The organism is Methylobacterium sp. CCH7-A2, from assembly GCF_001557075.1.
Classification (GTDB): Bacteria; Pseudomonadota; Alphaproteobacteria; order Rhizobiales; family Beijerinckiaceae; genus Allobosea; species Allobosea massiliensis.
The window spans coordinates 1-20,661 of the sequence record NZ_LSKN01000027.1 but is presented as its reverse complement, the minus strand read 5'-3'; the positions used below and the strand labels follow the sequence as shown (position 1 = coordinate 20,661).

Genomic DNA, 20,661 nt, shown 5'->3' with positions numbered 1-20,661 from the left:
TGGTGGCGACCGACGATCTCGTCCAGCGCATAGCCGGTCACGGCGAGAAAATTGGCATTCGCGTGCAGGATGTTGCCTGACAGATCGAACTCGATCACGGCCTGCACTTTTTCGAGGGCGATGAGCTTTCCCTCCATGTCGGCGATTTCGCTCTTGTGAGCGGTGATGTCGGTGGCGAACTTCACCACCTTCTTCACCTTGCCGCTCTGGTCCATCACGGGCGTATAGATCGCCTGCAGCCAGATCCGCTTGCCGCCCTTGCCGATGCGCAGGAATTGCGCCTTCATCGCCTCGCCCGCCGCCAGCCGCGTCCAGAAGTGCTGATAGTCGGCCCCGGCCCGCTCGCGCGGCTCAACGAACATCGAATGATGCTGCCCCTCGATTTCGGTGAACGCATAGCCGACGGTCTGGAGAAACAACTCGTTCGCCCACACGATCTTGCCCGAGGGCTCGAATTCGATCACCGCCTGCGTGCGCCTGATGGCGGCTGCCTCTGCGGCGAGGCTGCCCATGTTGATGAGATCGCGAATCGACATTGTGTTCCCCCACCCTCGGCGAGCCATCAGGCGACGCCGCAATTTTCGTCGTAATCCCCGCAGTCAGCTGGATGGCTGTCATCGGGCAGGCAAAATGGTAGGTTGATATCTTTAAATTTGTGTAAAGCTTGCCTGACTATCGTAATGTAAATCAGGTCATGATCGGTATGACGTTTGGCAATGCTTGCCTAATAATCAATCTTTTGTGTGTATAAATTGGACCTATTTTAGAATAGCAGCTGTCGTGGCTGGGTTTTTGGCGCATTTGACTTCAGTCAATCTACCGTTTTGACGTTCGATTTTTTGATATATCAAGAAGGTCGCCTTCGGGGGTGGCCGCAATTTTTGTCAGTTTATGACGAACGGCGCGGTTGTTTTTGTCGGGGCGATCGGCCAATCTGTGTTTGTCACCGACGCGCGCTGGGCAATATTGGCTCGTGGCAAACTCCAAGATCATCGACCTCACGCTAGAGCGTCGCACCAAAGTTCACCGTTCGCATCTCGAAACTCAGGGTCATCTGATCGAGCATGTCGAGACGACGAATCCGGTCGATTACGAATTCTCCGTCAAGAGTGACCGGCATTACTTGGCGCTGCATGATCTCGTCTTCCATGATGGGCTGATGCGTGTGGAGGGCGAGAAGCCACGCCGGGGCCGCGATCTCAGGCAGACGCTGACCTTTTTTCCCGCCGGGATCTCGGTCGAGGGCTGGTGCAAGCCCACGGCGCGGCCGCAGGCGTTCACGGCCCTCTATGTTGAGCCGGAGGCGGTTCCCGAGATCGTGCAGGAGCAGCCCTGCTGGCACCGGCCGGAGATCTACTTCCAGTCGCCCGCCTTGGAACGGGTTTTCCTGCAGCTCAGAGAGACATTGCGGGGCGAGTTGCCGTTCAAGGAGCTGCTGATCGAATCCCTCGGGCAGGTTGCGGTCGCCACCTTCGCCAGCCTCCAAGCCGCCAGCGGGCCCGTCTCCCGCGCCGATCGCAAGCTGGAGGCGCCGGAGATCGGCCGGCTGAACGCCTATCTGCGGGCCAACATCACCCGAGATATCCGGCTCGAGGATATGGCCGCTGTCCTCGGCATGAGTAAATTCCACTTCATCCGCTGTTTTCGCGCGACCACGGGCCGGACGCCCTATCGCTCCCTGCTGGACCTGCGCTGCGAAATCGCGCTCGAGGCGTTGAAGGCGGGGCGCTCCGCCGTCGAGGCCGCTGCTGCATCCGGTTTCGACAATGCCGCCCAGATGTCGCGATCGTTGCGTGCCACGCTCGGCGTTTCACCCCGGGACATTCGTGGGTGATTCAGCAGTCCCTTCGTTCGCGAGGGGAGGGGCGATGGGTCTGGCGGCTTGCCCTCACCGGCGGGCCATGGCATCCGTCCGGCCAATTCGAAAAGGACCCGTCCCATGGACAAGACCGAACTCGCCAAGCTCGAGGGCTATCTGCGGCGCACCTTCAACAATCACGGCATCAGCGTGCGGGCGCGGATGAAGAAGAATGATTCGGCCGAGGTCTATCTCGCCGACGAGTTCATCGGCATCATCCATGTCGACGACGAGGACGGCGACCGCTCGTTCAATTTCACCATGGCGATCCTCGACGTCGATCTCGACGACTGACCCCGCCGCGCCGGAAATGCTACTCCGGAGGCCGTCTGACGCGGCCTTCTGCGCTTGCGGTGCTCACGAACACCAGTCCGATCCGCTCCGGTTCTCGAACGCCACGCCAGCCGACCCGCCGGAGAGCATTCCGGCAGCGGCGGGCAGCCGCCCATCAGGGTTCAGCGGATCAGACCATCGATGGTGCGGCGGACGCCGCCGAGTATCAGTTCCCAGTCGGCGATGATGGCGCGGGGAAAGCGGATGTTCACATCCATGCCGCGATGCCTGAAGGTGACGCGACAGGGCTCGTCGAGATCCGGCCCTGGCGCGCCGGAGCGGGCTGCATCGAGCGGGCAGCGGGCGGCGAAGCCGCGACCGTCCGGCACCGAGACATAGAGTTCGTCGCCTTCATAGGGCGAGCCCTTGCGGAAGCCGCGCACGACGAGCCCGCCGGGATTGGACCAGACGGTCGGCGTCAGGAAGCGGGCATAGACGGAGAGCTGCGTCTGCGGCTCGTTGACCTTGTCGGGCGGGCTCAGCGTGACGAGCAGACGCGGGCGGCCCTGGCCGGGGCCTGGCCCGATCTGGGCGGGGCCGAGGCTCGGCCAGTCGAGACGCAAACGCACCATGCCGACGAGACGGCTGGTGTCGTCGGGCTCGGCGCCGGTCAGGTGCTGCGGCACCAGCAGCGAAACGCTGCCGATGCGGGCGGGCTGGAGCGCGGGCTCGCTCGGCTCGCGCTGATGGCTCAGATGGAAGGCGAGGCCGGTTGCCAGGGCCGCGGCCAGCATGATGCCGATGCCCGCCTTGACGAGAGCGGCGTCGGCGCGCGGCGGCGGCGGGGGCGGGCGCTTCAGGCGGGCGCGCAGGACCTCGGTCAGCCCGGCGGCGGAGGTCGCGGCCGGGGCTCCATGATGAACCGGGTCCTGGGGGTGATATGCGGTCACGTCGGCGCCTTGCAAATGCACGGGCAGTGAAGCATCGCGGCGTTAACGGCGCGTAAACCATGACGCTGCCGAAGGTCGGCGCGCCCGTTAACCACTCGTTCGGACTTTTCTTCACACTTCGTCAACCATGTTGCAGGGTCCGGCCGTCGCGACCGCCGGAGCAGGCCCCTTGACGATCGACCCCGCTGCTTTCGAACTCCTCACGTCGCTGCTGATCGGCTTCGCCTTCGCGGGCCTGCTCGCCTCCGCCTTCGAACTGTTCACCGCGCGGCGGGCCGATTTCCGCCTTCTGCAGGCCGGCGGGCTGGTCGCCGTGGCGAGCGTGCCGGTGGTCGTGTTCAGCGCGCCCTTCCTGATCCTGCGCAATACGGTGCGCGGCCGGCGCATCGAGGGCAGGCCGCTGGTGTTCGTGATCATCGCCGGGCTGATCGCCTCGGTCTGGAGCATCCTCTCCGGCCGGGTGGTGCTCGACCTGCTGCACGTGCTGGCGACTTGACGAAGGCGGCGGCGCCCGGTCACTCCTGAGGCCGCCCCAGCGCGCGGAAGGACGACCGGTCATGCCTCTCTATGCTCTCGACGGACAAGCGCCCGAGACCCCTGCCGCGGGGCAATGGTGGCTCGCGCCCGATGCGCATGTGATCGGCCGCGTCAGGCTCGCCGTCGATGTCGGCATCTGGTTCGGCGCCGTGCTGCGCGGCGACAACGAGTGGATCGAGATCGGGCAGGGCAGCAACATCCAGGAAGGCTGCGTGCTGCACACCGATATGGGCTCGCCGCTGGTTGTTGGCGCCAACTGCACGATCGGCCATCGCGCCATCCTGCATGGCTGCAGCATCGGCGAGAACAGCCTTGTCGGCATGGGGGCAACGGTGCTGAACGGCGCCAGGATCGGCCGCAACAGCCTCGTCGGGGCCAATGCGCTGGTGACCGAGGGCAAGGAATTCCCGGACAATTCGCTGATCGTTGGTTCGCCGGCGCGGGCGATCCGCACACTGGACGAAGCGGCCTCTGCCGGCATCACCGCTTCCGCGCAAGGCTATGTCGCGCGCTGGAAGCAGTTCGCCGCCGGGCTCGTGCGGCTGGACTGAGCGTATCCCCGAAAAGAAGCGGGCCGGCTCCCCGGGGAAGGGAGCCGGCCCTTGGCGAAACCCGGCATTGGGGACGGGTGGGTGGGGACGTGACCAAGTCTCGCCGTCCGGACGGACCGGGAACCGGTCCGTGTTCAGCCGTCGCGCCCGTCCCGGCGCGACGAAACTCAGCGCACCGAGGCGACGGTGGAGGTCTGAGCGCCGCCGAGCGAGGTCCAGCCGGTGCGCAGCTGCGACTCGCGCTTCACATAGACGTAGCCGGTCTGGCTCCAGGGCAGGACCGCGTTGCGCTTGTTGTCGAGGATGAAGTCGCCCCGGTCGGTGCGGATCATGAGCACGGCATGGCCGGCATTATCCTCGTCGATCACGACGGTCATCGGCATGGCGCGGCGCGGCACGCCGGCTTCCGCCAGGCGCTTGCGCTTCAGCAGCGCGAAATCCTCGCAGTCGCCCTTGCCGTCCTCGGGCAGGTCCCAGCGATCGACCACGCCCCAATGCTCCTCGTCGGTGACCGCCTCGATCTCGCGGTTGACCCGGCTGTTCACCGACAGAATCATCTTCCAGAGCTTCGGCGTCATCTCGACGCGATCGGCCTCGCGGAGATCGACGCGGCATTCCGCGGGGCTGCGCCGGCAGAGATCGCTCCAGGCATAGGGCGCCCGGGCGTCGCCCGAGGCATCGGCGGGCGCCGTGGCGACCGGAATGGCCCCCGTCGCCTGGGCCTGAGCCGGAAGAGCGGCGCCGGCCGCCAGGATGATCGCGAAAGCCGTCCCGATGAGGTGGCGGTGAGTCATAGGCATGTCGTCCCCTTTCTGTCCCTGGGGTGGACGATGCCGCCGGCTCATGGATTTGGCTTGAAATGAAAGCGAACAATTGTAGCGAATCGGCCGAAGATATCTGCCGGCACGAGTCAGTATAAATCAGTGGAAAAACGGCCTCGTGCAAATTCCGTGGCCGGATTCAGGGCGCGTTAATTATCGCGGCTGGCCTGGATACCATGCATTAACCGTTCCGCGGCCGCTGAGGCCGGGAGCGTTCCGGCAAACAGGCGAGGGACGATCTCGCCCCTGTCCGCGAACAGGAACTCCGGCGCCAGCGCCTCGAGAGCCGCGGGGCTGGTGAAGCCCCAGCCGACCGCACCGAAGGCCATGCCGGCCTCGCGGGCGGCCTCGCCGTCACGGATCTCGTCGCCGATGCAAAGGCAGAGGTCATGTTCGACGCCGGCGCGCCGCGCGATCTGGCGGAACTTCGCCGCCTTGCCGAACAGCCCGGCCCCGCAGGCGAAATGGCTGAACAATGCGGACAGCTCCGGCCCCAGCGCGCGGCGGATGTTGCGTTCCGTATTGGAGCTGACGATGGCGAGCACGAAACCGGCGGCGCTCAGCTCGCGCAGCATGGCGTCGCAGCCGGGAAAGAGCGGGGCGGGCTCGCCGTCATCCGTGGCGAGGCGGCGCATGTGCCGCGCGATGAAGGGCAGCTTCCAGGGCTTGATGCCGAGATGGTCCAGCAACTGGCGGGCGCTGTAGCCGCGCAGCCCGTCGACCTCATGCGCCTCGACGCGGCGGAAGCGGTAGCGTGCCGCCACATCGTTCAGCACGGCCGTGAACCACGGAAAGGTGTCGGCGAGCGTGCCGTCGAAATCGAAGATGACCAGCTTGTACGCCATGCCCGCGTTCTGCAGCGTTTCAGACCCTGCAGGCTATGGCGGCTGCGCTGAGCCGGCGCAAGCATCCGCGCGGTGCGGGATGCCTCTGGCGGCGCTCAGAGCTCGAGATTCTCGTCGAGAAGGTCGGCCGAGAGCGGGAAGCGGAACTCGGCCGCATAGCCGCCGTCGAAGCGGCGGACGATCTTGGCCGGCGTCGAGCCGACGCGCAGCGGCGTGTTCAGCGGCAGGTCGAGATCGGTGGTGAAGGCGGTGCCGGACAACGAAATGTCGATCAGGCGGACGACATGTTCCGCACCGTCCTCCATGGTGACGACGGCGCGCGGGTTGCGCGGCACGATGCGCTCGTGGCGGCGGTCCTCCGGCAGGCCGAGCTCCTCGCGGTTGGCGAGCCAGGTCAGCTGGGCGGTGAACTTCTCGCGCTTGCGGCTGGTCGCGGTGATCGTCATCGCGAAACCTTCCATCGTCGTGCGCACGCAGGTGCCCTCGATGCGGCCGAGATGTTCGAGATAGACGATGACGCGGTCGCCGGGATTGGCCCGGGCCGGGGCGGCGAGATGGACGCCGCCGGGCGAGATGTCGATCGACTGGCAGGGGTATTCCATGCGGTTGGGCAGCATATAGCGGCCCAGCAGCACGACCTTCATGCGATGATGGCGCCTGCGCTCGGCAGTGCGTGCAGCCGTCCGGGGCGGTTGTAGGGCGCTCAGCATCGAGGGTCAGCCTGCTTTCGGCGCCGATCCTACGGGCGGGCTGGTTAACGCATGGTTGTAGCTCAGGCGCGTCCACCCGGCAGAACCATGAATTTCGGCGGCTGGCCGCGCGTGGGCGTGGCAGCCGGCTGCCGCAGCGAGATTCCGGGCCAGAGCATGCGCAGCGAGATCATCCGCATCGACTCGATGGTGTCGAGGCCAAGCCATTCCGGGGCCGCGGAGGCGGAGAGGGCGCCCAGCATCCGGGCATGGGTCCGGCCGCGATAGCGCAGCGGCAGCAGCAGCAGTTCGAGATAGACCGGTGCCCCGGTCGCCGTCTCGGCCGCCATCCCGGCGACGGCGCCGGCGCTTTCGTCCATGACCGTCTGGGTCAGCCGGCGCATCTCGGTCTGGGATCCCACATCGGGCCACAGGGCGCTGAAGGCGCGGCCCTTCAACTCCTGGCCGAAGAGGGCGCAGAGCCGCGTGCCCGCAAGCCTGAAGACAGGTCCGATGGGTTCATTCTCCAGAACGAAGGTGTCGGCGAGCGCATGGCGCAGGGCGCCGGGCTCGATTTCGCCGCGCTCGGGCGCCGAGCGCTCTCCACGGAGAGCGTCCCAGTACTCGAAGACGAGGCGAGTGCTTGTGTTCTTCATTCCGGTACCCAGTGCTGCGGCCTCTTGCCCGGACCCCTGCCCATCGTCCCGCGATGGCGCAGAACCGTCAGGTGGCGGGACGAATCGGCCCTTCGGTCGGCGAAGGACGCAGGCGTCGTGCCGTCTTGCCACGGCCGCCGCTCGCTGTTCGGGTGAACGGTGCATTAGGGTTAACAGGACCTTTCGATTGTGGATAACCAACTAAAATGATTATCAAATTTTAGATTTCGTCGCCGGCTCGGGCGGCGTCCGGAGGGGGGCGGTGGGGACGTGACGTGTCGCGGGGTTAACGATCCCGCGCCCGCACCGCCGGGTGAAAGGGGAGCGGCGACGAGCCGTTCCCCTTTTTCCGTCATCCGCCCCGTCTGATCGCTTGCCAGAGCCGGCGCCTTCGGCAAGGGTTGGCGCGCATGTCCCATCCCGTTCCCGGCCATCCCGCTCCAACCCAGCGCGAGCCGATCCTCAACCTTCCCGCCGTCATCGTCTGGCTCGCCGTGATCCTTGCGGCGATCCAGGGCCTGCGCTCGTTGCTGCCGGCCTATGAGGACTACATGCTGCTGTCCTGGCTGGCCTTCGTGCCGGCGCGTGTGACGCTGTGGCTGTCGCCGGAGCGGCTCGAGGAGATGGTTTCGGCGGTGGCGGGTTCGGCGACCGGCCAGGACGTCGCCAGCCGACTGCAACTCGTGCGGCTGCTGCTGGCCGATGGCGGGCCGCGGCTCTGGACCCTGCTGACCTATGGGCTCCTGCATGGATCCTGGCTGCACCTCGTCACCAATCTCGTCTGGCTGGCCGCCTTCGGCAGCCCGGTCGCGAGGCGGCTGGGGGCCGGGCGCTTCCTGAGCCTGATGGGGCTGTCGACGATCGGCGGCGCGTTGCTGCACTGGTTCGCCCGCGAACTCGACGTGCTGCCGCTGGTGGGCGCCTCGGCCGCCGTTTCCGGCGCGACCGCCGCAGCGATCCGCTTCGTCTTCGCGCCGGGCCTGCGCTTCGGCTCGCTCGCCGACGATGCGGTGGTGCGGGCGATCCCCGCCGAGCCGATCGGGCAGCTCTGGCAGAATTCGCGCGCCATGCTGTTCATCCTGGTCTGGTTCGCGACGAACATCCTGTTCGGGGCCGGGCTGGTGCCGATTCTGGGCGAGGAGACCAGCATCGCCTGGGAGGCGCATATCGGCGGTTTTCTGGCCGGGCTGCTGCTGTTTCCGCTGTTCGACCGGGGTGTCGTCCGGCGCTAGAGCCTCCCATCCCGTCGCCTTGCCTGCGCCCCGGTCTTCCCCCACACTCGCCCTCTTCGCAGCGCTCCCGCGGTCTCGCCGGACGGTCGAGTCCGGCCCGGCCGACGGGGACAGGACGAACCCGCGCGCCGGGCAACGGCGCCACCGCAAGGAGGACGACGCCATGAATGTCGAGCAGCTTCTGGGAGACAAGGGACGCGAGGTCATCTCCGTCCAGCCGCACCGCACGCTGGGCGAGGCGGTGCGGACACTCAGCGAGCGGCGCATCGGCGCTGTCGTGGTGATGGGCGCCGACGGGGCGCTGGTCGGCATCCTCTCGGAGCGCGACATCATCCGCGCGCTGGGCGAGAGCGGCGCGGCGGCCCTCGACAGCCCGGTCTCGCGCGCGATGACGGCGAAGGTCGTGACCTGCCGCAGCCAGACCAGCGTCGACGAGCTGATGGAGATCATGACCTCGGGCCGCTTCCGGCACGTACCCGTGGTCGAGAACGGCCGCGTGGTCGGGCTCGTCTCGATCGGCGACGTGGTCAAGCACCGCGTCGCCGCGATCGAGGCCGAGAGCCGGGCGATGCGCGACTACATCGCCATGGCCTGAGGCTTCGACGCGCGCCTCAGGCCGAGAGGCGGCTGCCGGCGATCGCCGTCTCGATCTCCTCGAGGCAGCGGCGCGTCGCCTGGCGGCCGAGTTCGATCGTCTCCTGGGCGCGGTGAAAATCGAACAGGCCGGTGCGGCCGAGCTTGGGGCCGATCATCACGTCCGGCGGATCGCCGGCCAGGCGCGAGCGCGAGATGCGATCCTGCGTGATGTTGAAGGCGTCGATCATGACGCCGGCGAGGCCGGGCCTCGCCTCGCCCTGGCGCCCGACCAGGCCGCGCACGCGCCGCGCCGCGCCGGTGATGCCGCCGAGCCAGCGCGAGGTCGGGCGGACGTCGAGCTCCGGCACGAGTTCGGGGTCGGGGTCGGCCGCATGCTGCTGGATGATGGTGCCGCGGCCGGCGAGATCGCTGTTCAGATTGACGCAGATCACGATGTCGGCGCCGAGGGCGCGCGCCGCCGTCACCGGCACGGGATTGACCAGGGCGCCGTCCATCAACCAGCGGCCGCCGAGCTTGACCGGGTCGAACACGCCGGGCAGCGCGTAGGAGGCGCCCAGCGCATCGACGAGCGGGCCCTGCGTCAGCCAGATCTCATGCCCGGTGCCCAACTCGGTCGCGATCGCAACGAAGCGCGTGGGCAGGCCCTCAATGCGCTGGCCGGCGAGATCGCGCTCCAGCAGCCGCTTGAGCCGCCCGCCGCCGATCAGACCGGCGCCGCCGATATGGAAATCCATCAGACCGACGACGCGGCGCTTGGTCAGGCCGGTGGCGAATTCGGTCAGTTCACCGAGCTTGCCGGCGGCGAAGCAGCCGCCGACGACCGCGCCGATGGAGGTGCCGGCAATGACGTCCGGCTTCAGGCCGGCCTCCGTCAGCACTTCGAGCACGCCGATATGAGCCCAGCCGCGCGCCGCGCCGCCGCCAAGGGCGAGCCCGATCTTCGGCCGCCCGTTGACGGCTGGACTGGCCATGCTGGCGTCGTTCATCGTTTCGATCCCCGCGATCGTTCTTCCCGAGCACTGAGGCAAGGGGCCTGCCAGCGCTTCGTGTCCGCCGCGTGACGGCTTCGGCAGGGTGATGGGGAAGCATGAGGAAACCGTCACCCGCGGGGGCGGACCGGCGGGTCAGACGAAACGCAGCGGTTCGGCGGCGTCCTCGCGCAGTGGCTGCACCCGGTAGAAGCAGGAGCGACGCCCGGTGTGGCAGCAGCCGCCGTCGCCGGCGACCTTCACCTTCAGCCAGAGCGCGTCCTGGTCGCAATCGACCCGCATTTCGACGATGGTCTGGATCTGGCCGGAGGTGGCGCCCTTGTGCCAGAGCTCGCCGCGCGAACGGGACCAGTACCAGGCCTCGCCGGTCTCGATGGTGCGCGCCAGCGCCTCGGCGTTCATATGCGCGACCATCAGCAGTTCGCCGGTCGTGGCATCGGTGGTAACGCAGGTGATGAGGCCATTGGCGTCGAAGCGCGGCGAAAGCGTCGTGCCCTCCTCGAGGGCCTGCTTGTCGGGGGCGGCGGGGAAGGGCGTCATGCCGGGCTCCGGAACGAAAGAGGGCGCATCCTCGGGGATGCGCCCTTGTAGAGCCGGCCGCCGCGCGGGCCAATCGGAAAGGCAGTGGCTCAGAGGCCCGGCGACTTGACCATGGTGAAGAAGCGGACCTGCTCCGAGGGTTCGTTGAAGAGGCCGGTGTAGCGCGTCGTCATGGTCGAGGAACCCTGCTTCTGCACGCCGCGCATCGACATGCACATATGCTCCGCCTCGATCAGGACAGCGACGCCCCGGGGCTTCAGCACGCGGTCGATCACGTCGGCGATCTGAGCCGTCATCGTCTCCTGCGTCTGCAGGCGACGTGCATAGACATCGACGACGCGGGCGAGCTTGGAGAGGCCCACAACGCCCTTGGCCGGATAGTAGCCGATATGGGCCTTGCCCACGAAGGGCACCATGTGATGCTCGCAATGGGAGTAGAACGGGATGTCGCGGACGAGGACCATGTCGCGATAGCCCTCGACCTCCTCGAAGACGCGGTCGAGGATCTCGGCCGCATCCTCGTCATAGCCCTTGTAGAACTCCTTGTAGGCCTTCGCGACACGCCGCGGCGTGTCCTGCAGGCCCTCGCGCGAGGGATCGTCCCCGGCCCAGAGGAGCAGGGTCCGAACAGCCTCTTCGGCCTGTTCCTGCGTCGGCTGCTTGATCAGAAACTTGTCGGCTGAGGGGCCCAGGGCCCGTTCGACTGACAAGGACTTAACCACAGGGTTCATGTGGCGCCTCCCGTTACGGTGATCCTGATACGCCGCCGGAGTCCGTCTGGACCATGGGGCAGGGGCGAGGCAGCGAGATTTTTTCGGGGGGCCGCTGCGCTCATCTGTGCTCTCCCCCCGACTGCGACCGCACCCTATATTGGAGATCAGGCGCCGGTCTCTCCACCCCGGCGGAGATCACGACATGCTGAGCGACGTCTACAACAAGCGCATCCTCGAACTGGCGGCCAACATCCCGCTGCTCGAACGCCTGCCCGCGCCCGACGCGACCGCGAAGGCCCATTCGCGTCTCTGCGGCTCGACCGTCACGGTCGATCTGACCATGGAGGGCGATGTCGTTACCGGCTTCGGGCACGACGTGAAGGCCTGTGCGCTGGGCCAGGCCTCCTCCTCGATCATGGCGCGCCATGTCGTCGGCTCGACCGCCGAGGAGCTGCGCCGCGTGCGCGAGCAGGCCCGCGCCATCCTCAAGGAGGAGGCCGACCCGCCCGAGGGGAAATGGGCCGATCTCGCCATGCTGGTGCCGGTGCGGGACTACAAGGCACGCCACGCCTCGACGCTGCTGACCTTCGACGCGGTCGTTGATGCGATCGGCCAGATCGAGCAGCGGCGACAGGCCGCCGCCGTCGCGTGAGGCTATTTCAGGCCGAGCGCCAGCCGCGTCTCGGCCCGCGTCTCGTCGAAGCGGGCCCGGAAGGCGCGGTCGGCGAGCAGGGCCTTGGCGACGGCCCGGCCGGCCTTGTCGCCCGCGGCGAGGTCGCTGCGATAATGGAAGCCGCAGACGAGGCGGCTCTCGCCATAGTCCTTGACCCGCTGCTCGAGCCGTTCGGCGAGTTCCGGGGCGGCGGTGCTGAGCAGCTCCGCATAGAGCGCAGCCGTCGCCGCATGGCCGGCCGGGAAGGAGGTCCCTTCCGGGCGCCCGCCGGGGCACGGCTTGACGCGGACCTTGTTCCACACCGTGAAGGGGCGCTGGCGGTTCGTCAGGCGGCGCACGCCGAGCAGCACGATGCCGAGCTCGATCTGCGCCTCGCGATAGAGCAGCCGCACCTCGCGGTGCTCGTTGCCGGCGAAGGGGATGTCGGCGCCTTCGAGGAAGCGAGCCAGCGTCTGGTACTGGTCGGCGATCGCCGCCTTCTCGCGCTCTGGCGTGCGGTTCAGTGTGATCTGAAGAACCTCGTCGAACTCCCGCTTCTGTTCGGGCGAATTCATCGCCGGCGGCAGGCCGACGATCGCGGCGAGGTCGATCTTGCCGGGCTCGAGCCAGAGCAGATTGGTGCGCTGCTGGGCTCCGGCGGGGCCCGCGGCGAGGCACAGGGCCGTGGCGAGGCCGAGCGCGAGGGCTCTCAGGCCGGACGAGGCAAGGCGCGGGACGGGGCGGTGCATGGCGAATCTCGGCTGGAACGACGGGCGGGATGAGATGGCATCGCAGCAGGGATTGTCACGTCTTTTCGCGCAGGCCGCCGCTGTCAAGCGGGCGCCGCGCCGCGCCGCGCACTGGGCGATCCGGGGCTATCAGCTCAGCCTCTCGATGCTGATCGGGCGGCATTGCCGACACTGGCCGAGTTGCTCGGCCTATACCGACGAGGCGATCCAGCGCTTCGGGCTATGGCGTGGCGGCTGGATCGGCGTGGCGCGGATCTGCCGCTGCACCCCGCTCGGCACCAGCGGCATCGATCTCGTCTGCGAGGAACTGCCGCCCGATGCCGCCTGGTACCGGCCCTGGTCCTATGGTCGCTGGCGCGGCGTTACCGCGCCGCCGGCCGAGGATGCCGAGGCCACGGTCAGCGCTGCGCCTGCGCCTGCTGCAGGGCGCTCCGGCAGCCCGGCGACAGCTCGGCCGCCTTCTCCTTGAAACAGGCGATGATGCGGCCGCCGCCCGGCTTCACGCCAGGGCAGAGGCGCGCGACGTCCTGGCCGCAGGCCTCACGCATGGCGTTGCGGTCCTGTGCAGCGAGCGGCGCGGTGGCGGCGGCGAGCAGGAGTCCGGCGAGAGCGGCGCTGCGGAGGGTCGGCATGGCGGAATGTCTCCTGTGGCGACGGGGTGACGCGACGATGGCCATTGTGCGGACGGCGCTTTGCCGGGCCGTGAGCGGATCGTGACGAAACGGACAGGTTCCCAGCCGGCCGGGGCCCGCTCTTTCGATGCCGCTGCCGATTGCCTGCCGCGGCGTGCTCGTATAGGCGGAGCGCTCCCGGCCCTGTCCTTCCCCGGATACGGACAGCGCCGCGCCGGTCCAGCCCTGGTCCAGCCATCCCCAGTATCCGGCCTTGTCTTACGGGGTTCGTATCCCCGAGTGAGCAGGAGCGACGATCGATGACGATCTCCCTGACCTTTCCCGATGGCGCGAAGCGCGAATTTCCCTCCGGCATCACCGGAAAGGAGATCGCCGGCGGCATTTCTCCCTCGCTGCTGAAGCGCACCGTCGCCATGGCGCTGGACGGCGTCGTCGTCGATCTCGGCGATCCGATCGCGAAGGATTCGAAGATCGAGTTCCTGACGCGGGAGGATCCGCGCGCGCTCGAACTGATCCGGCACGACTGCGCGCATGTTCTTGCGGAGGCCGTGCAGGCGCTCTGGCCGGGGACGCAGGTGACGATCGGCCCGGTGATCGAGGGCGGCTTCTTCTACGATTTCGCCCGCAACGAGCCCTTCACGCCCGACGACCTGCCGGTGATCGAAAAGAAGATGCGCGAGATCATCGCCCGGGACGCCCCCTTCACCAAGGAAGAGTGGAGCCGCGACCAGGCGAAGGCCTTCTTCGCCGAGAAGGGCGAGGCCTACAAGGTCGAGCTGGTCGATGCGATTCCGGAAGACCAGACCCTGAAGATGTACAAGCAGGGCGAGTGGATCGACCTCTGCCGCGGCCCGCACATGACCTCGGTCGGCAAGGTCGGCACCGCCTTCAAGCTGATGAAGGTGGCCGGCGCCTATTGGCGCGGCGACAGCAACAACGCGATGCTGACGCGCATCTACGGCACGGCCTTCGCGAAGCAGGACGAACTCGACGCCCATCTCAAGCAGATCGAGGAGGCGGAGAAGCGCGATCACCGCAAGCTCGGCCGGGAGATGGACCTGTTCCACTTCCAGGAGGAGGGGCCGGGCGTCGTGTTCTGGCACTCCAAGGGCTGGCGGCTGTTCCAGGAGATCCTGACCTATATGCGCCGCCGGCTGGCCGCCGATTACGAGGAGGTCAACGCGCCACAGGTCCTCGACAAGTCGCTCTGGGAGACCTCGGGTCACTGGGGCTGGTACCAGGACAACATGTTCGCGGTGAAGTCGGCCTCGGCCTTCGAGAACCCGAACGACGCGACCAAGGACCAGAAGGTCTTCGCGCTGAAGCCGATGAACTGCCCCGGCCATGTGCAGATCTTCAAGCACGGTCTGAAGAGCTATCGCGATCTGCCGATCCGGCTGGCGGAATTCGGCAATGTCCACCGCTACGAGCCTTCGGGCGCGCTGCACGGGCTGATGCGCGTGCGCGGCTTCACGCAGGACGACGCGCACATCTTCTGCACGGAAGAACAGCTCGCGGCCGAGTGCCTGAAGATCAACGACCTGATCCTCTCGGTCTATGAGGATTTCGGCTTCACCGACGACCTCGTCATCAAGCTCTCGACGCGGCCCGAGAAGTGCGTCGGCTCCGACGCGCTCTGGGACCATGCCGAAGCGGTGATGCAGAGCGTGCTGCAGACGATCGCGGACCAGTCCGGCGGGCGGATCAAGACCGAGATCAATCCGGGCGAGGGGGCGTTCTACGGGCCGAAGTTCGAGTATGTCCTGCGCGACGCCATCGGCCGCGACTGGCAGTGCGGCACGACGCAGGTCGATTTCAACCTGCCGGAGCGGTTCGGGGCCTTCTATATCGGCTCGGACGGCGAGAAGAAGCAGCCGGTCATGGTCCATCGCGCGATCTGCGGCTCGCTGGAGCGCTTCACCGGCATCCTGATCGAGAACTTCGCCGGGCATTTCCCGCTCTGGCTGGCGCCCGAGCAGATCCTGGTCTGCCCGATCACCTCCGAGGCGGATTCTTACGCCGAGGACGTGACCATGGCCTGCCTCTCGGCGGGCCTTCGGGCGCGTGCCGACCTGCGCAACGAGAAGATCAGCTACAAGGTGCGCGAGCACTCGCTGGCCAAGGTCCCGGTGATCATCGCCGTCGGCAAGCGCGAGGCCGAGGAACGCACGGTCACCGTGCGCCGTCTCGGCAGCCAGGCGCAGACGGTGATGAGCCTCGACGCCATGCTGGAGGCGATGCTGGACGAGGCGACGCCGCCGGATTTGAAGCGGGTGAAGGCGGCGCGCGCGGCGAAGGCTGCGGGCTGATCGGGCGTCATTCTCGGGCGGCGCGCGGCGCCGACCCGAGAAGCTCTCGCAGGAGAGGGTCTGGTACGAGATGGTCCTGCACGAGATGCTCGGGTCGAGCCCGAGCATGACGCGCCTACGGCGCCCTATCGCCAGACGTGACCCTCCCATGCCAGACTGCCGGCCATGCTGACGGGGTCCTATCGCAAGCGGCTCGAGGCCGATCTGACACGCTGGGTCGGTGAGGGGCTGCTGACGGCGGAATCCGCCGGTGCCATCCGCCGTTCCGTCGCCGCAGAGGGCGGCTTCCGGCTTCCGGCGCTGCTCGGCCTGTTCGGTGGACTTCTGATCGCCGCCAGCATCGCCGCCTTCGTCGCGGCGAACTGGGAGGCGATGCCGCGGCTGGTGAAGCTCGCCATGATCCTGGTGGGTGTCGTCGGTGCGCTCGCCATTGCGGCGCGGCTGGAGCGCCGGGGCTCGGCCGGGGGCGCGGATGCCGCTGCCACCTGCGCCGTGCTGATCTTCGCCGCGGGAATCGCGCTGATCGGTCAGATGTATCATCTGCCGGCGGACTGGCCGGCCGGGGCGCTCATGGTGGCGCTGGGCGGGCTCGCCGTCGCGGCGCTAATGGGCTCGAACGGCGCGCTGGTGGTGGCCTTCGTCGCGCTCTGCGCCTGGAGCGGCGGGCGCTGGCAGGAGAGTCAGGGCACGCTGCAGGGCAGCTTCTTCCTGCTCTACCTGCCCGCGCTCTGGCTCGCCTGGGGGCGGCCGAATCGCCTCGTCCATCACCTCGCCGTGCTGTCCCTTGCGTTCTGGCTGGTGATGGTGCCGGGTGACTGGATCGGCCGCGGCTTCGACTACGGCCTTCTCGCCTATGGGCTGGCGATCTCGGCCGCCTTCGTCGCGCTCGGCGCCATGGCGCTCGACCGAGGCGGGCTGGCCCTGCTCGGCTGCTGCCTGCCCTGGGGGCTGTTCGGCTTCGTGCTGATGCTCGATTCCGAACTGATCCGCATCCTCGACCTGCACGGCTCGCGCGCCGGCCGCGCCTTCTGGGCCAATTACGCGGCCTATGCGGCGGCCCTCGCCGCCATCGCCGCCTGTGCCGGGTTCGCCCGCGACCGGCGCTTCGCCTGGCCGCTGGCGTTGGCGCTGGTCCTCGGCCTCGTCGTGCCGCTGGTGTTCTGGAGCGGGCTCGCCACCGGCCTGCCGGGCAAGGTGGTGGTGGCGAGCCTCGTGCTGGGCTCGGCGATCGCGCTCGTCGTTGCGGGCGTCACCGGCGGGGTTCGCCGACTGACGCTGGCGGGCTCGGGCATGTTCGGCCTCGCGATCCTGATCCTGCTCTGGCAGACGATCGGCACGCTGCTCGACCAGTCGCTGTTCTTCCTGGTGGCCGGCGGCGTTCTGCTCGGCCTCGCCAGCGGCGCGAGGCGGCTCTTCGCCAGGCTGGCGCGGCCGGCGGCGGAGGCTGCGCCATGACCCCGTCCGTGCCAAGGCTGCCGAGCGCCGATGCGCTGCTGGCACAGGTCCCGCTGATCGGGCGGATGCTGGCGGCGATGCTGCTGCTCTGCAGCGCGTTGCTGGCCCTCGTCGAGAGCCGCGCCGCGATCCTGCGCGGTGGCACCGAAATCCGGCTGCGGACGGTGCCGGTCGATCCGCGCGACCTGTTCCGCGGCGACTATGTCGTGCTGGCTTACGACATCTCACGTGTCACAAGCGGAAAGCTCGTCGGCGACAAGCGTTTGCGCCGGGGTGACAAGCTGTATGTCCAAGTCGCTAACGGCTCGGATGGTTTCGCCGAACTGCGATCGGTCTCAACTCAGCGGCCGGCAGGGACCGAGCCCGTGCTGATTGCGAGAGTTGTTGCTCTGCCCGGTTGCCGAGGCGACGGTACTGCTTTCGATTGCAGCGGACCCGACGCACGCATCCATCTAGCCTATGGGCTCGAAAGCTATTTCGTGCCGCAGAGCGAGGGCCGGCGGATCGAGACCACGCCGAAGGCCCGGATCGAGGTCGTCGCCGCCGTGGCCGGCGACGGAACCGCCGCGATCAAGCGCCTCCTGATCGACGGCAAGCTGGTCTATGCCGAGCCGCCCTACTGAGAGGCAGCGCCTCGCCAAAGGGGCTTCTCTTCACGGCCCGCGGTCACGCCCCGACACGCGCTTGTGAAGCGATGTTTAGTGACCCTTAACCCTGCTCCTTTTATGAACGCCACATGAACGAAGTCCGCGCGCTTGTTCAGGTTGGGGGAACCCGCAGCGCCGGCCTCGCGTTCGCCCCGTACCCTTCGCCGGATTCTTGTGGTGCAGCAGCTGTCCGCCCTGTCGCGCTTTCTGCTCCTGGGCCGTGGCCCGGGCGGGACGGCCGCGTCTGCGGGCCGTGATGCCCGGATCGACGTGATCCGCGGGCTGGCGCTGCTGATCATCTTCATCAATCACATGCCCGGCAATGTCATTGCCGCCTGGATGCCGCATAATTTCGGGTTCTCGGACGGGGCGGACGCCTTCGTGCTGCTGGCCGGCGTCTCGGCGACGCTGGCCTATGGCAATCTGATCGAGCGACAAGGGCTGACGGTCGGTGCGCTGAAGATCGGCGCCCGGCTTTGGACCCTCTACATCGCCCATCTGGCGCTCTTCATCGTCGTCTGTGGCGTGGTGGCCGCGGCGGTGACGCGGACGCAGAACCCGCTCTACATCGAAGCGATCAACATCCAGCCCTTCTTCAGCGACACGCTCGCGGCGCTGATCGACGTGCTGACGCTGCGCTACCAACCCGCCTATCTGGACATTCTACCGCTCTACATCGTCCTGCTCGGCCTGTTTCCGCTCCTGTATCTGGCCGTGCGGCTGAGCCCTCTCGGAGCCGTGCTGCTCTCGCTCGGCATCTGGCAGGGCGCGCTCTGGCTCGGGCTGAACTTTCCGAATGTCCATGGCGCCGGCTGGTTCTTCAATCCCTTCGCCTGGCAGCTCGTGTTCACGCTGGGTGTCGTCATTGGCCGCGCCATCCAGGGTGGGCTCGAACTGCCGCGACTGCGCTGGCTCGACGCTTTGGCACTCGGCTATGTGCTGTTTGCTGTCTTCGCCAAGACGGCGACGGGCAATCCGACGGGGATCGCCGCACTCAACGACTGGTTCGACTCGGTGCAACTCGGCTCCGACAAGACCAATCTCGCCTGGAGCCGCGTGCTGCATGTGCTGGCGCTGGCCTGGCTGGCGATGCGGTTCCTGCCCGCAGGCGCCGGGCTGCTGCGCTTCGCGGCGGGCCGCGTGCTGGCGATCGTCGGGCGCCATTCGCTCGACGTCTTCTGCGCCGGGACGGTTCTGTCCATCGCCGGGCAGATCGTGATGGCCGAAACCGGCTTTGCGGTGGGGCCGCAATTGCTCGTTTGCCTCATCGGGGTTACGATCCTGGTGGGGTTGGGGATGTTCCTGACGTGGTATCAGTCGCTCACGATCGCCGCCGGCCGTTCCGCCGCGCCGTCGCGACAGGCTTCGCCGCAGTCGCACTGATCGCTGCCGCGGCGCTGGCACCGGCGCTGGCGAGCCCGGTCGTGCCGCCGCCGGCCGGCGACCAGCGCTGTCGCGATGGGGCGACGGGGACGCCGTTTCGGCCGGCTCTGCCCAAGGCGGTCCAGACGCTGCGCGAGACCGGCAAGCTGACCATCGTCGCGATCGGCTCCTCGACCACCGCCGGCGCCGGCGCCAGCAGCTCCGATAAAAGCTATCCGACCGTGCTGGAGGAGGAGCTGCGGCGACGCCTGCCACAAGCGGAGATCCGCGTGGTCAATCGCGGTGTCGGCGGGCAGTCCGCCTACGAGATGCTGATGCGGATGGAGCCGGATGTCATCGAGCAGGCACCGAGCCTCGTCATCTGGCAGACCGTCGCCAACGACGTGGTCAATCATATCGGCGAGGAAAAGCTCGCCAAGATTCTTAAGAAAGGCATCCGCAAGGTCCAGTCGGCGGGGATCGACCTCGTCATGATGGACCTGCCCTGGATGCCTCGGGAAGGGCGCTATCCCCATTACGACGACTACCGGGCCGTGCTGAAGCGCACCGCCGACGAGCATGCCGTGGCGGTCTTCCCGCGCTACCGGATGATGCGGGACTGGGCGAGTTCACGCCGCTTCACGCCCGAAGAGCTGATCGGGATGAACGGTACGGAGCTGGTCGAGTCGGCCTATCGCTGCCTCGCCATCCGCATCGCCGACGGCGTCGAGGCCGCCGTTACGGGCGCCGTGCCCAAGGCGACCAACTGACGGCGGCGGGCGGAATTCAGCGGGCCAGCACCTCGATGTCGCGGTCGAGACCGGACTCCACCTTGAAGTCGCGCGAGAAGACCTGCCCCTCCTGCCGCGCGATCAGGACGTAATCGCCCTCGGCCAGTATGACCTGCGGAAAGGCGCCGATCGCCTCGCGGATGACGTCGCCGCCCGGTGTGAGAACGCTGAAGGCGGTACCGGCGAAGGCCTCGCCGCCGGGCGCGGCGACGAGCTTGAGCGTGACGCGCGCCGCGCGGTGATGCAGCGTCGCATCGGTCACCTTGCCCGACTCGACCTTCACATCGGCGCGCTGGATCGCGTTGGAATCGCCATAGGTCGAGACGACGTGATAGGTGCCCTCCGGCAGCCTGATCATCTCGCCGCCGCGGGCATTGGTAACGAGACGGCCTTCCGAATTGCCCTGCAGCGGCACGAAGATCTGGAAAGCCAGCTGGGCGGGGGCGATCGGAGCATCGCCGATCGAGCCGCCGAGCGACAGGCCGCCGGCACTGATCGCGACCTGATCGCGCAGGCCCTGCGGGCCGAGCGAGATCCGCTTGGTGCCGCTGGCGAAGCCATAGGCGGCGTGCAGCAGATAGGTGCCGGGATCGAGCGTGAACAAGGGTTCGGCATCGGCCGAGCGGGCGACGATCCGGGGCGGCGAGCCGTCGGCGGTCTCGGTCAGGATGCGCCAGACCAGGCCGGAGCGGATCGGCTTGCGGTCGCCGGCAAACTGGGCCGAGAGGCGCAAGGCAGCCTGCTGCGTGGCGGGCGGCGGACCGGGCTGCACCGGGGTGGGCTCCACCGCGGTGCCGATGGTCGGCTGGGCGG

25 protein-coding genes are annotated in these 20,661 nt (G+C 67.8%); 13 read left to right on the top strand and 12 right to left on the bottom strand.

Annotated elements, in window-relative coordinates; all coding sequences use genetic code 11:
• The coding region (locus AX750_RS02535; protein ID WP_197426687.1) for a PAS domain S-box protein at nucleotides 1-512 on the bottom strand (512 nt) is incomplete at its 3' end.
• 461 nt (nucleotides 513-973) lie between these two features.
• Between AX750_RS02535 and AX750_RS02530 the strand changes: the two genes are divergently transcribed.
• Together AX750_RS02530 and AX750_RS02525 are read left to right on the top strand one after the other, a co-directional pair.
• Entirely contained in the window at nucleotides 974-1,834 is an 861-nt protein-coding gene (locus AX750_RS02530; RefSeq protein ID WP_066724142.1) for an AraC family transcriptional regulator, read from the top strand.
• Between the two features lie 105 nt (nucleotides 1,835-1,939).
• Nucleotides 1,940-2,152, top strand: coding sequence for a DUF3126 family protein (locus AX750_RS02525; RefSeq protein WP_066724145.1), 213 nt, complete (start codon nucleotides 1,940-1,942; stop codon nucleotides 2,150-2,152).
• A gap of 161 nt (nucleotides 2,153-2,313) precedes the next feature.
• On the opposite strand, the gene AX750_RS02520 is transcribed toward AX750_RS02525, so the two are convergent.
• On the bottom strand, nucleotides 2,314-3,081 hold the full coding sequence (locus AX750_RS02520; RefSeq protein ID WP_156446635.1) for a hypothetical protein: 768 nt from the start codon (nucleotides 3,079-3,081) through the stop codon (nucleotides 2,314-2,316).
• A 169-nt stretch (nucleotides 3,082-3,250) separates the two neighbouring features.
• Between AX750_RS02520 and AX750_RS02515 the strand changes: the two genes are divergently transcribed.
• Nucleotides 3,251-3,577 carry a hypothetical protein gene (locus AX750_RS02515; RefSeq protein ID WP_066724150.1) on the top strand — a complete coding sequence of 109 codons (327 nt, stop codon included), beginning with the start codon at nucleotides 3,251-3,253 and terminating at the stop codon, nucleotides 3,575-3,577.
• Nucleotides 3,578-3,638: 61 nt separating this feature from the next.
• Nucleotides 3,639-4,169 carry a gamma carbonic anhydrase family protein gene (locus AX750_RS02510; protein ID WP_066724152.1) on the top strand — a complete coding sequence of 177 codons (531 nt, stop codon included), beginning with the start codon at nucleotides 3,639-3,641 and terminating at the stop codon, nucleotides 4,167-4,169.
• Nucleotides 4,170-4,336: 167 nt separating this feature from the next.
• Here AX750_RS02510 and AX750_RS02505 read toward each other — a convergent pair whose 3' ends face one another.
• The 4 genes from AX750_RS02505 to AX750_RS02490 form a co-directional block, all read right to left on the bottom strand.
• The gene (locus tag AX750_RS02505) at nucleotides 4,337-4,969 is read right to left on the bottom strand and encodes a transglutaminase-like cysteine peptidase (RefSeq protein WP_066724154.1); all 633 of its coding nucleotides are present in this window, start codon (nucleotides 4,967-4,969) and stop codon (nucleotides 4,337-4,339) included.
• A gap of 170 nt (nucleotides 4,970-5,139) precedes the next feature.
• Complete coding sequence (locus tag AX750_RS02500) at nucleotides 5,140-5,835, bottom strand: HAD hydrolase-like protein (protein ID WP_066724156.1); 696 nt, start codon at nucleotides 5,833-5,835, stop codon at nucleotides 5,140-5,142.
• A 95-nt stretch (nucleotides 5,836-5,930) separates the two neighbouring features.
• Entirely contained in the window at nucleotides 5,931-6,545 is a 615-nt protein-coding gene (locus tag AX750_RS02495; RefSeq protein WP_066724174.1) for a PilZ domain-containing protein, read from the bottom strand.
• 62 nt (nucleotides 6,546-6,607) lie between these two features.
• Nucleotides 6,608-7,180, bottom strand: a complete 573-nt coding sequence (locus AX750_RS02490) for a PAS domain-containing protein (protein ID WP_066724176.1) — start codon at nucleotides 7,178-7,180, stop codon at nucleotides 6,608-6,610.
• 410 nt (nucleotides 7,181-7,590) lie between these two features.
• Here AX750_RS02490 and AX750_RS02485 point away from each other — a divergent pair, with 410 nt between their 5' ends.
• Complete coding sequence (locus AX750_RS02485; protein ID WP_066724178.1) at nucleotides 7,591-8,412, top strand: rhomboid family intramembrane serine protease; 822 nt, start codon at nucleotides 7,591-7,593, stop codon at nucleotides 8,410-8,412.
• Nucleotides 8,413-8,575: 163 nt separating this feature from the next.
• Nucleotides 8,576-9,007, top strand: coding sequence for a CBS domain-containing protein (locus AX750_RS02480; RefSeq protein ID WP_066724180.1), 432 nt, complete (start codon nucleotides 8,576-8,578; stop codon nucleotides 9,005-9,007).
• Nucleotides 9,008-9,023: 16 nt separating this feature from the next.
• On the opposite strand, the gene AX750_RS02475 is transcribed toward AX750_RS02480, so the two are convergent.
• The 3 genes from AX750_RS02475 to folE all read right to left on the bottom strand — a co-directional run bounded on the left by AX750_RS02475 (nucleotide 9,024) and on the right by folE (nucleotide 11,269).
• The gene (locus tag AX750_RS02475; protein ID WP_066724183.1) at nucleotides 9,024-9,995 is read right to left on the bottom strand and encodes a patatin-like phospholipase family protein; all 972 of its coding nucleotides are present in this window, start codon (nucleotides 9,993-9,995) and stop codon (nucleotides 9,024-9,026) included.
• Between the two features lie 138 nt (nucleotides 9,996-10,133).
• Nucleotides 10,134-10,538: a phosphoribosyl-AMP cyclohydrolase gene (gene hisI / locus AX750_RS02470; RefSeq protein WP_066724186.1), complete on the bottom strand. Its 405-nt coding sequence runs from the start codon at nucleotides 10,536-10,538 to the stop codon at nucleotides 10,134-10,136.
• 89 nt (nucleotides 10,539-10,627) lie between these two features.
• Nucleotides 10,628-11,269 (bottom strand): GTP cyclohydrolase I FolE, encoded by a 642-nt coding sequence (folE, locus tag AX750_RS02465; protein WP_066724189.1) that lies wholly within the window; start codon nucleotides 11,267-11,269, stop codon nucleotides 10,628-10,630.
• A gap of 184 nt (nucleotides 11,270-11,453) precedes the next feature.
• Between folE and AX750_RS02460 the strand changes: the two genes are divergently transcribed.
• Nucleotides 11,454-11,903: an iron-sulfur cluster assembly scaffold protein gene (locus AX750_RS02460; RefSeq protein ID WP_066724192.1), complete on the top strand. Its 450-nt coding sequence runs from the start codon at nucleotides 11,454-11,456 to the stop codon at nucleotides 11,901-11,903.
• A 2-nt stretch (nucleotides 11,904-11,905) separates the two neighbouring features.
• On the opposite strand, the gene AX750_RS02455 is transcribed toward AX750_RS02460, so the two are convergent.
• Nucleotides 11,906-12,652: a phosphatase PAP2 family protein gene (locus AX750_RS02455; RefSeq protein WP_066724194.1), complete on the bottom strand. Its 747-nt coding sequence runs from the start codon at nucleotides 12,650-12,652 to the stop codon at nucleotides 11,906-11,908.
• A gap of 34 nt (nucleotides 12,653-12,686) precedes the next feature.
• On the opposite strand from AX750_RS02455, the gene yidD reads away from it, so the two are divergent.
• Complete coding sequence (gene yidD / locus AX750_RS25300) at nucleotides 12,687-13,121, top strand: membrane protein insertion efficiency factor YidD (RefSeq protein ID WP_082735057.1); 435 nt, start codon at nucleotides 12,687-12,689, stop codon at nucleotides 13,119-13,121.
• Here the strand turns inward: yidD and AX750_RS02445 are convergent.
• Nucleotides 13,051-13,284 (bottom strand): cysteine rich repeat-containing protein, encoded by a 234-nt coding sequence (locus tag AX750_RS02445; RefSeq protein WP_245282283.1) that lies wholly within the window; start codon nucleotides 13,282-13,284, stop codon nucleotides 13,051-13,053. The genes yidD and AX750_RS02445 overlap by 71 nt on opposite strands.
• Before the next feature lie 299 nt (nucleotides 13,285-13,583).
• Here AX750_RS02445 and thrS point away from each other — a divergent pair, with 299 nt between their 5' ends.
• From thrS to AX750_RS02420, 5 genes are all read left to right on the top strand, one after another.
• Nucleotides 13,584-15,593, top strand: a complete 2,010-nt coding sequence (gene thrS / locus AX750_RS02440) for a threonine--tRNA ligase (RefSeq protein ID WP_082735055.1) — start codon at nucleotides 13,584-13,586, stop codon at nucleotides 15,591-15,593.
• Between the two features lie 165 nt (nucleotides 15,594-15,758).
• Nucleotides 15,759-17,048, top strand: a complete 1,290-nt coding sequence (locus AX750_RS02435; protein ID WP_066724199.1) for a DUF2157 domain-containing protein — start codon at nucleotides 15,759-15,761, stop codon at nucleotides 17,046-17,048.
• Nucleotides 17,045-17,671, top strand: coding sequence for a GDYXXLXY domain-containing protein (locus AX750_RS02430; RefSeq protein WP_066724201.1), 627 nt, complete (start codon nucleotides 17,045-17,047; stop codon nucleotides 17,669-17,671). Before AX750_RS02435 ends, AX750_RS02430 begins: the two co-directional genes overlap by 4 nt.
• Before the next feature lie 201 nt (nucleotides 17,672-17,872).
• Nucleotides 17,873-19,078: an OpgC domain-containing protein gene (locus tag AX750_RS02425; protein WP_066724203.1), complete on the top strand. Its 1,206-nt coding sequence runs from the start codon at nucleotides 17,873-17,875 to the stop codon at nucleotides 19,076-19,078.
• The gene (locus tag AX750_RS02420) at nucleotides 19,003-19,827 is read left to right on the top strand and encodes an SGNH/GDSL hydrolase family protein (RefSeq protein ID WP_066724206.1); all 825 of its coding nucleotides are present in this window, start codon (nucleotides 19,003-19,005) and stop codon (nucleotides 19,825-19,827) included. The genes AX750_RS02425 and AX750_RS02420 overlap by 76 nt, the downstream gene beginning before the upstream one ends.
• 16 nt (nucleotides 19,828-19,843) lie before the next feature.
• On the opposite strand, the gene AX750_RS26370 is transcribed toward AX750_RS02420, so the two are convergent.
• The coding region (locus tag AX750_RS26370; RefSeq protein WP_067253482.1) for a hypothetical protein at nucleotides 19,844-20,661 on the bottom strand (818 nt) is incomplete at its 5' end.

Excerpts from the sequence above, each read along its gene's own strand:
- AX750_RS02525 (WP_066724145.1), top strand. The coding sequence starts at position 1,940 with ATGGACAAGACCGAACTCGCCAAGCTCGAGGGCTATCTGCGGCGCACC.
- AX750_RS02455 (WP_066724194.1), bottom strand. The coding sequence starts at position 12,652 with ATGCACCGCCCCGTCCCGCGCCTTGCCTCGTCCGGCCTGAGAGCCCTC.
- AX750_RS02435 (WP_066724199.1), top strand. The coding sequence starts at position 15,759 with ATGCTGACGGGGTCCTATCGCAAGCGGCTCGAGGCCGATCTGACACGC.
- AX750_RS02495 (WP_066724174.1), bottom strand. The coding sequence starts at position 6,545 with ATGCTGAGCGCCCTACAACCGCCCCGGACGGCTGCACGCACTGCCGAG.
- AX750_RS02430 (WP_066724201.1), top strand. The coding sequence starts at position 17,045 with ATGACCCCGTCCGTGCCAAGGCTGCCGAGCGCCGATGCGCTGCTGGCA.
- AX750_RS02490 (WP_066724176.1), bottom strand. The coding sequence starts at position 7,180 with ATGAAGAACACAAGCACTCGCCTCGTCTTCGAGTACTGGGACGCTCTC.
- yidD (WP_082735057.1), top strand. The coding sequence starts at position 12,687 with ATGGCATCGCAGCAGGGATTGTCACGTCTTTTCGCGCAGGCCGCCGCT.
- folE (WP_066724189.1), bottom strand. The coding sequence starts at position 11,269 with ATGAACCCTGTGGTTAAGTCCTTGTCAGTCGAACGGGCCCTGGGCCCC.
- AX750_RS02510 (WP_066724152.1), top strand. The coding sequence starts at position 3,639 with ATGCCTCTCTATGCTCTCGACGGACAAGCGCCCGAGACCCCTGCCGCG.
- thrS (WP_082735055.1), top strand. The coding sequence starts at position 13,584 with ATGACGATCTCCCTGACCTTTCCCGATGGCGCGAAGCGCGAATTTCCC.
- AX750_RS02460 (WP_066724192.1), top strand. The coding sequence starts at position 11,454 with ATGCTGAGCGACGTCTACAACAAGCGCATCCTCGAACTGGCGGCCAAC.
- AX750_RS02500 (WP_066724156.1), bottom strand. The coding sequence starts at position 5,835 with ATGGCGTACAAGCTGGTCATCTTCGATTTCGACGGCACGCTCGCCGAC.
- AX750_RS02485 (WP_066724178.1), top strand. The coding sequence starts at position 7,591 with ATGTCCCATCCCGTTCCCGGCCATCCCGCTCCAACCCAGCGCGAGCCG.
- AX750_RS02505 (WP_066724154.1), bottom strand. The coding sequence starts at position 4,969 with ATGCCTATGACTCACCGCCACCTCATCGGGACGGCTTTCGCGATCATC.
- AX750_RS02445 (WP_245282283.1), bottom strand. The coding sequence starts at position 13,284 with ATGCCGACCCTCCGCAGCGCCGCTCTCGCCGGACTCCTGCTCGCCGCC.
- hisI (WP_066724186.1), bottom strand. The coding sequence starts at position 10,538 with ATGACGCCCTTCCCCGCCGCCCCCGACAAGCAGGCCCTCGAGGAGGGC.
- AX750_RS02475 (WP_066724183.1), bottom strand. The coding sequence starts at position 9,995 with ATGAACGACGCCAGCATGGCCAGTCCAGCCGTCAACGGGCGGCCGAAG.
- AX750_RS02480 (WP_066724180.1), top strand. The coding sequence starts at position 8,576 with ATGAATGTCGAGCAGCTTCTGGGAGACAAGGGACGCGAGGTCATCTCC.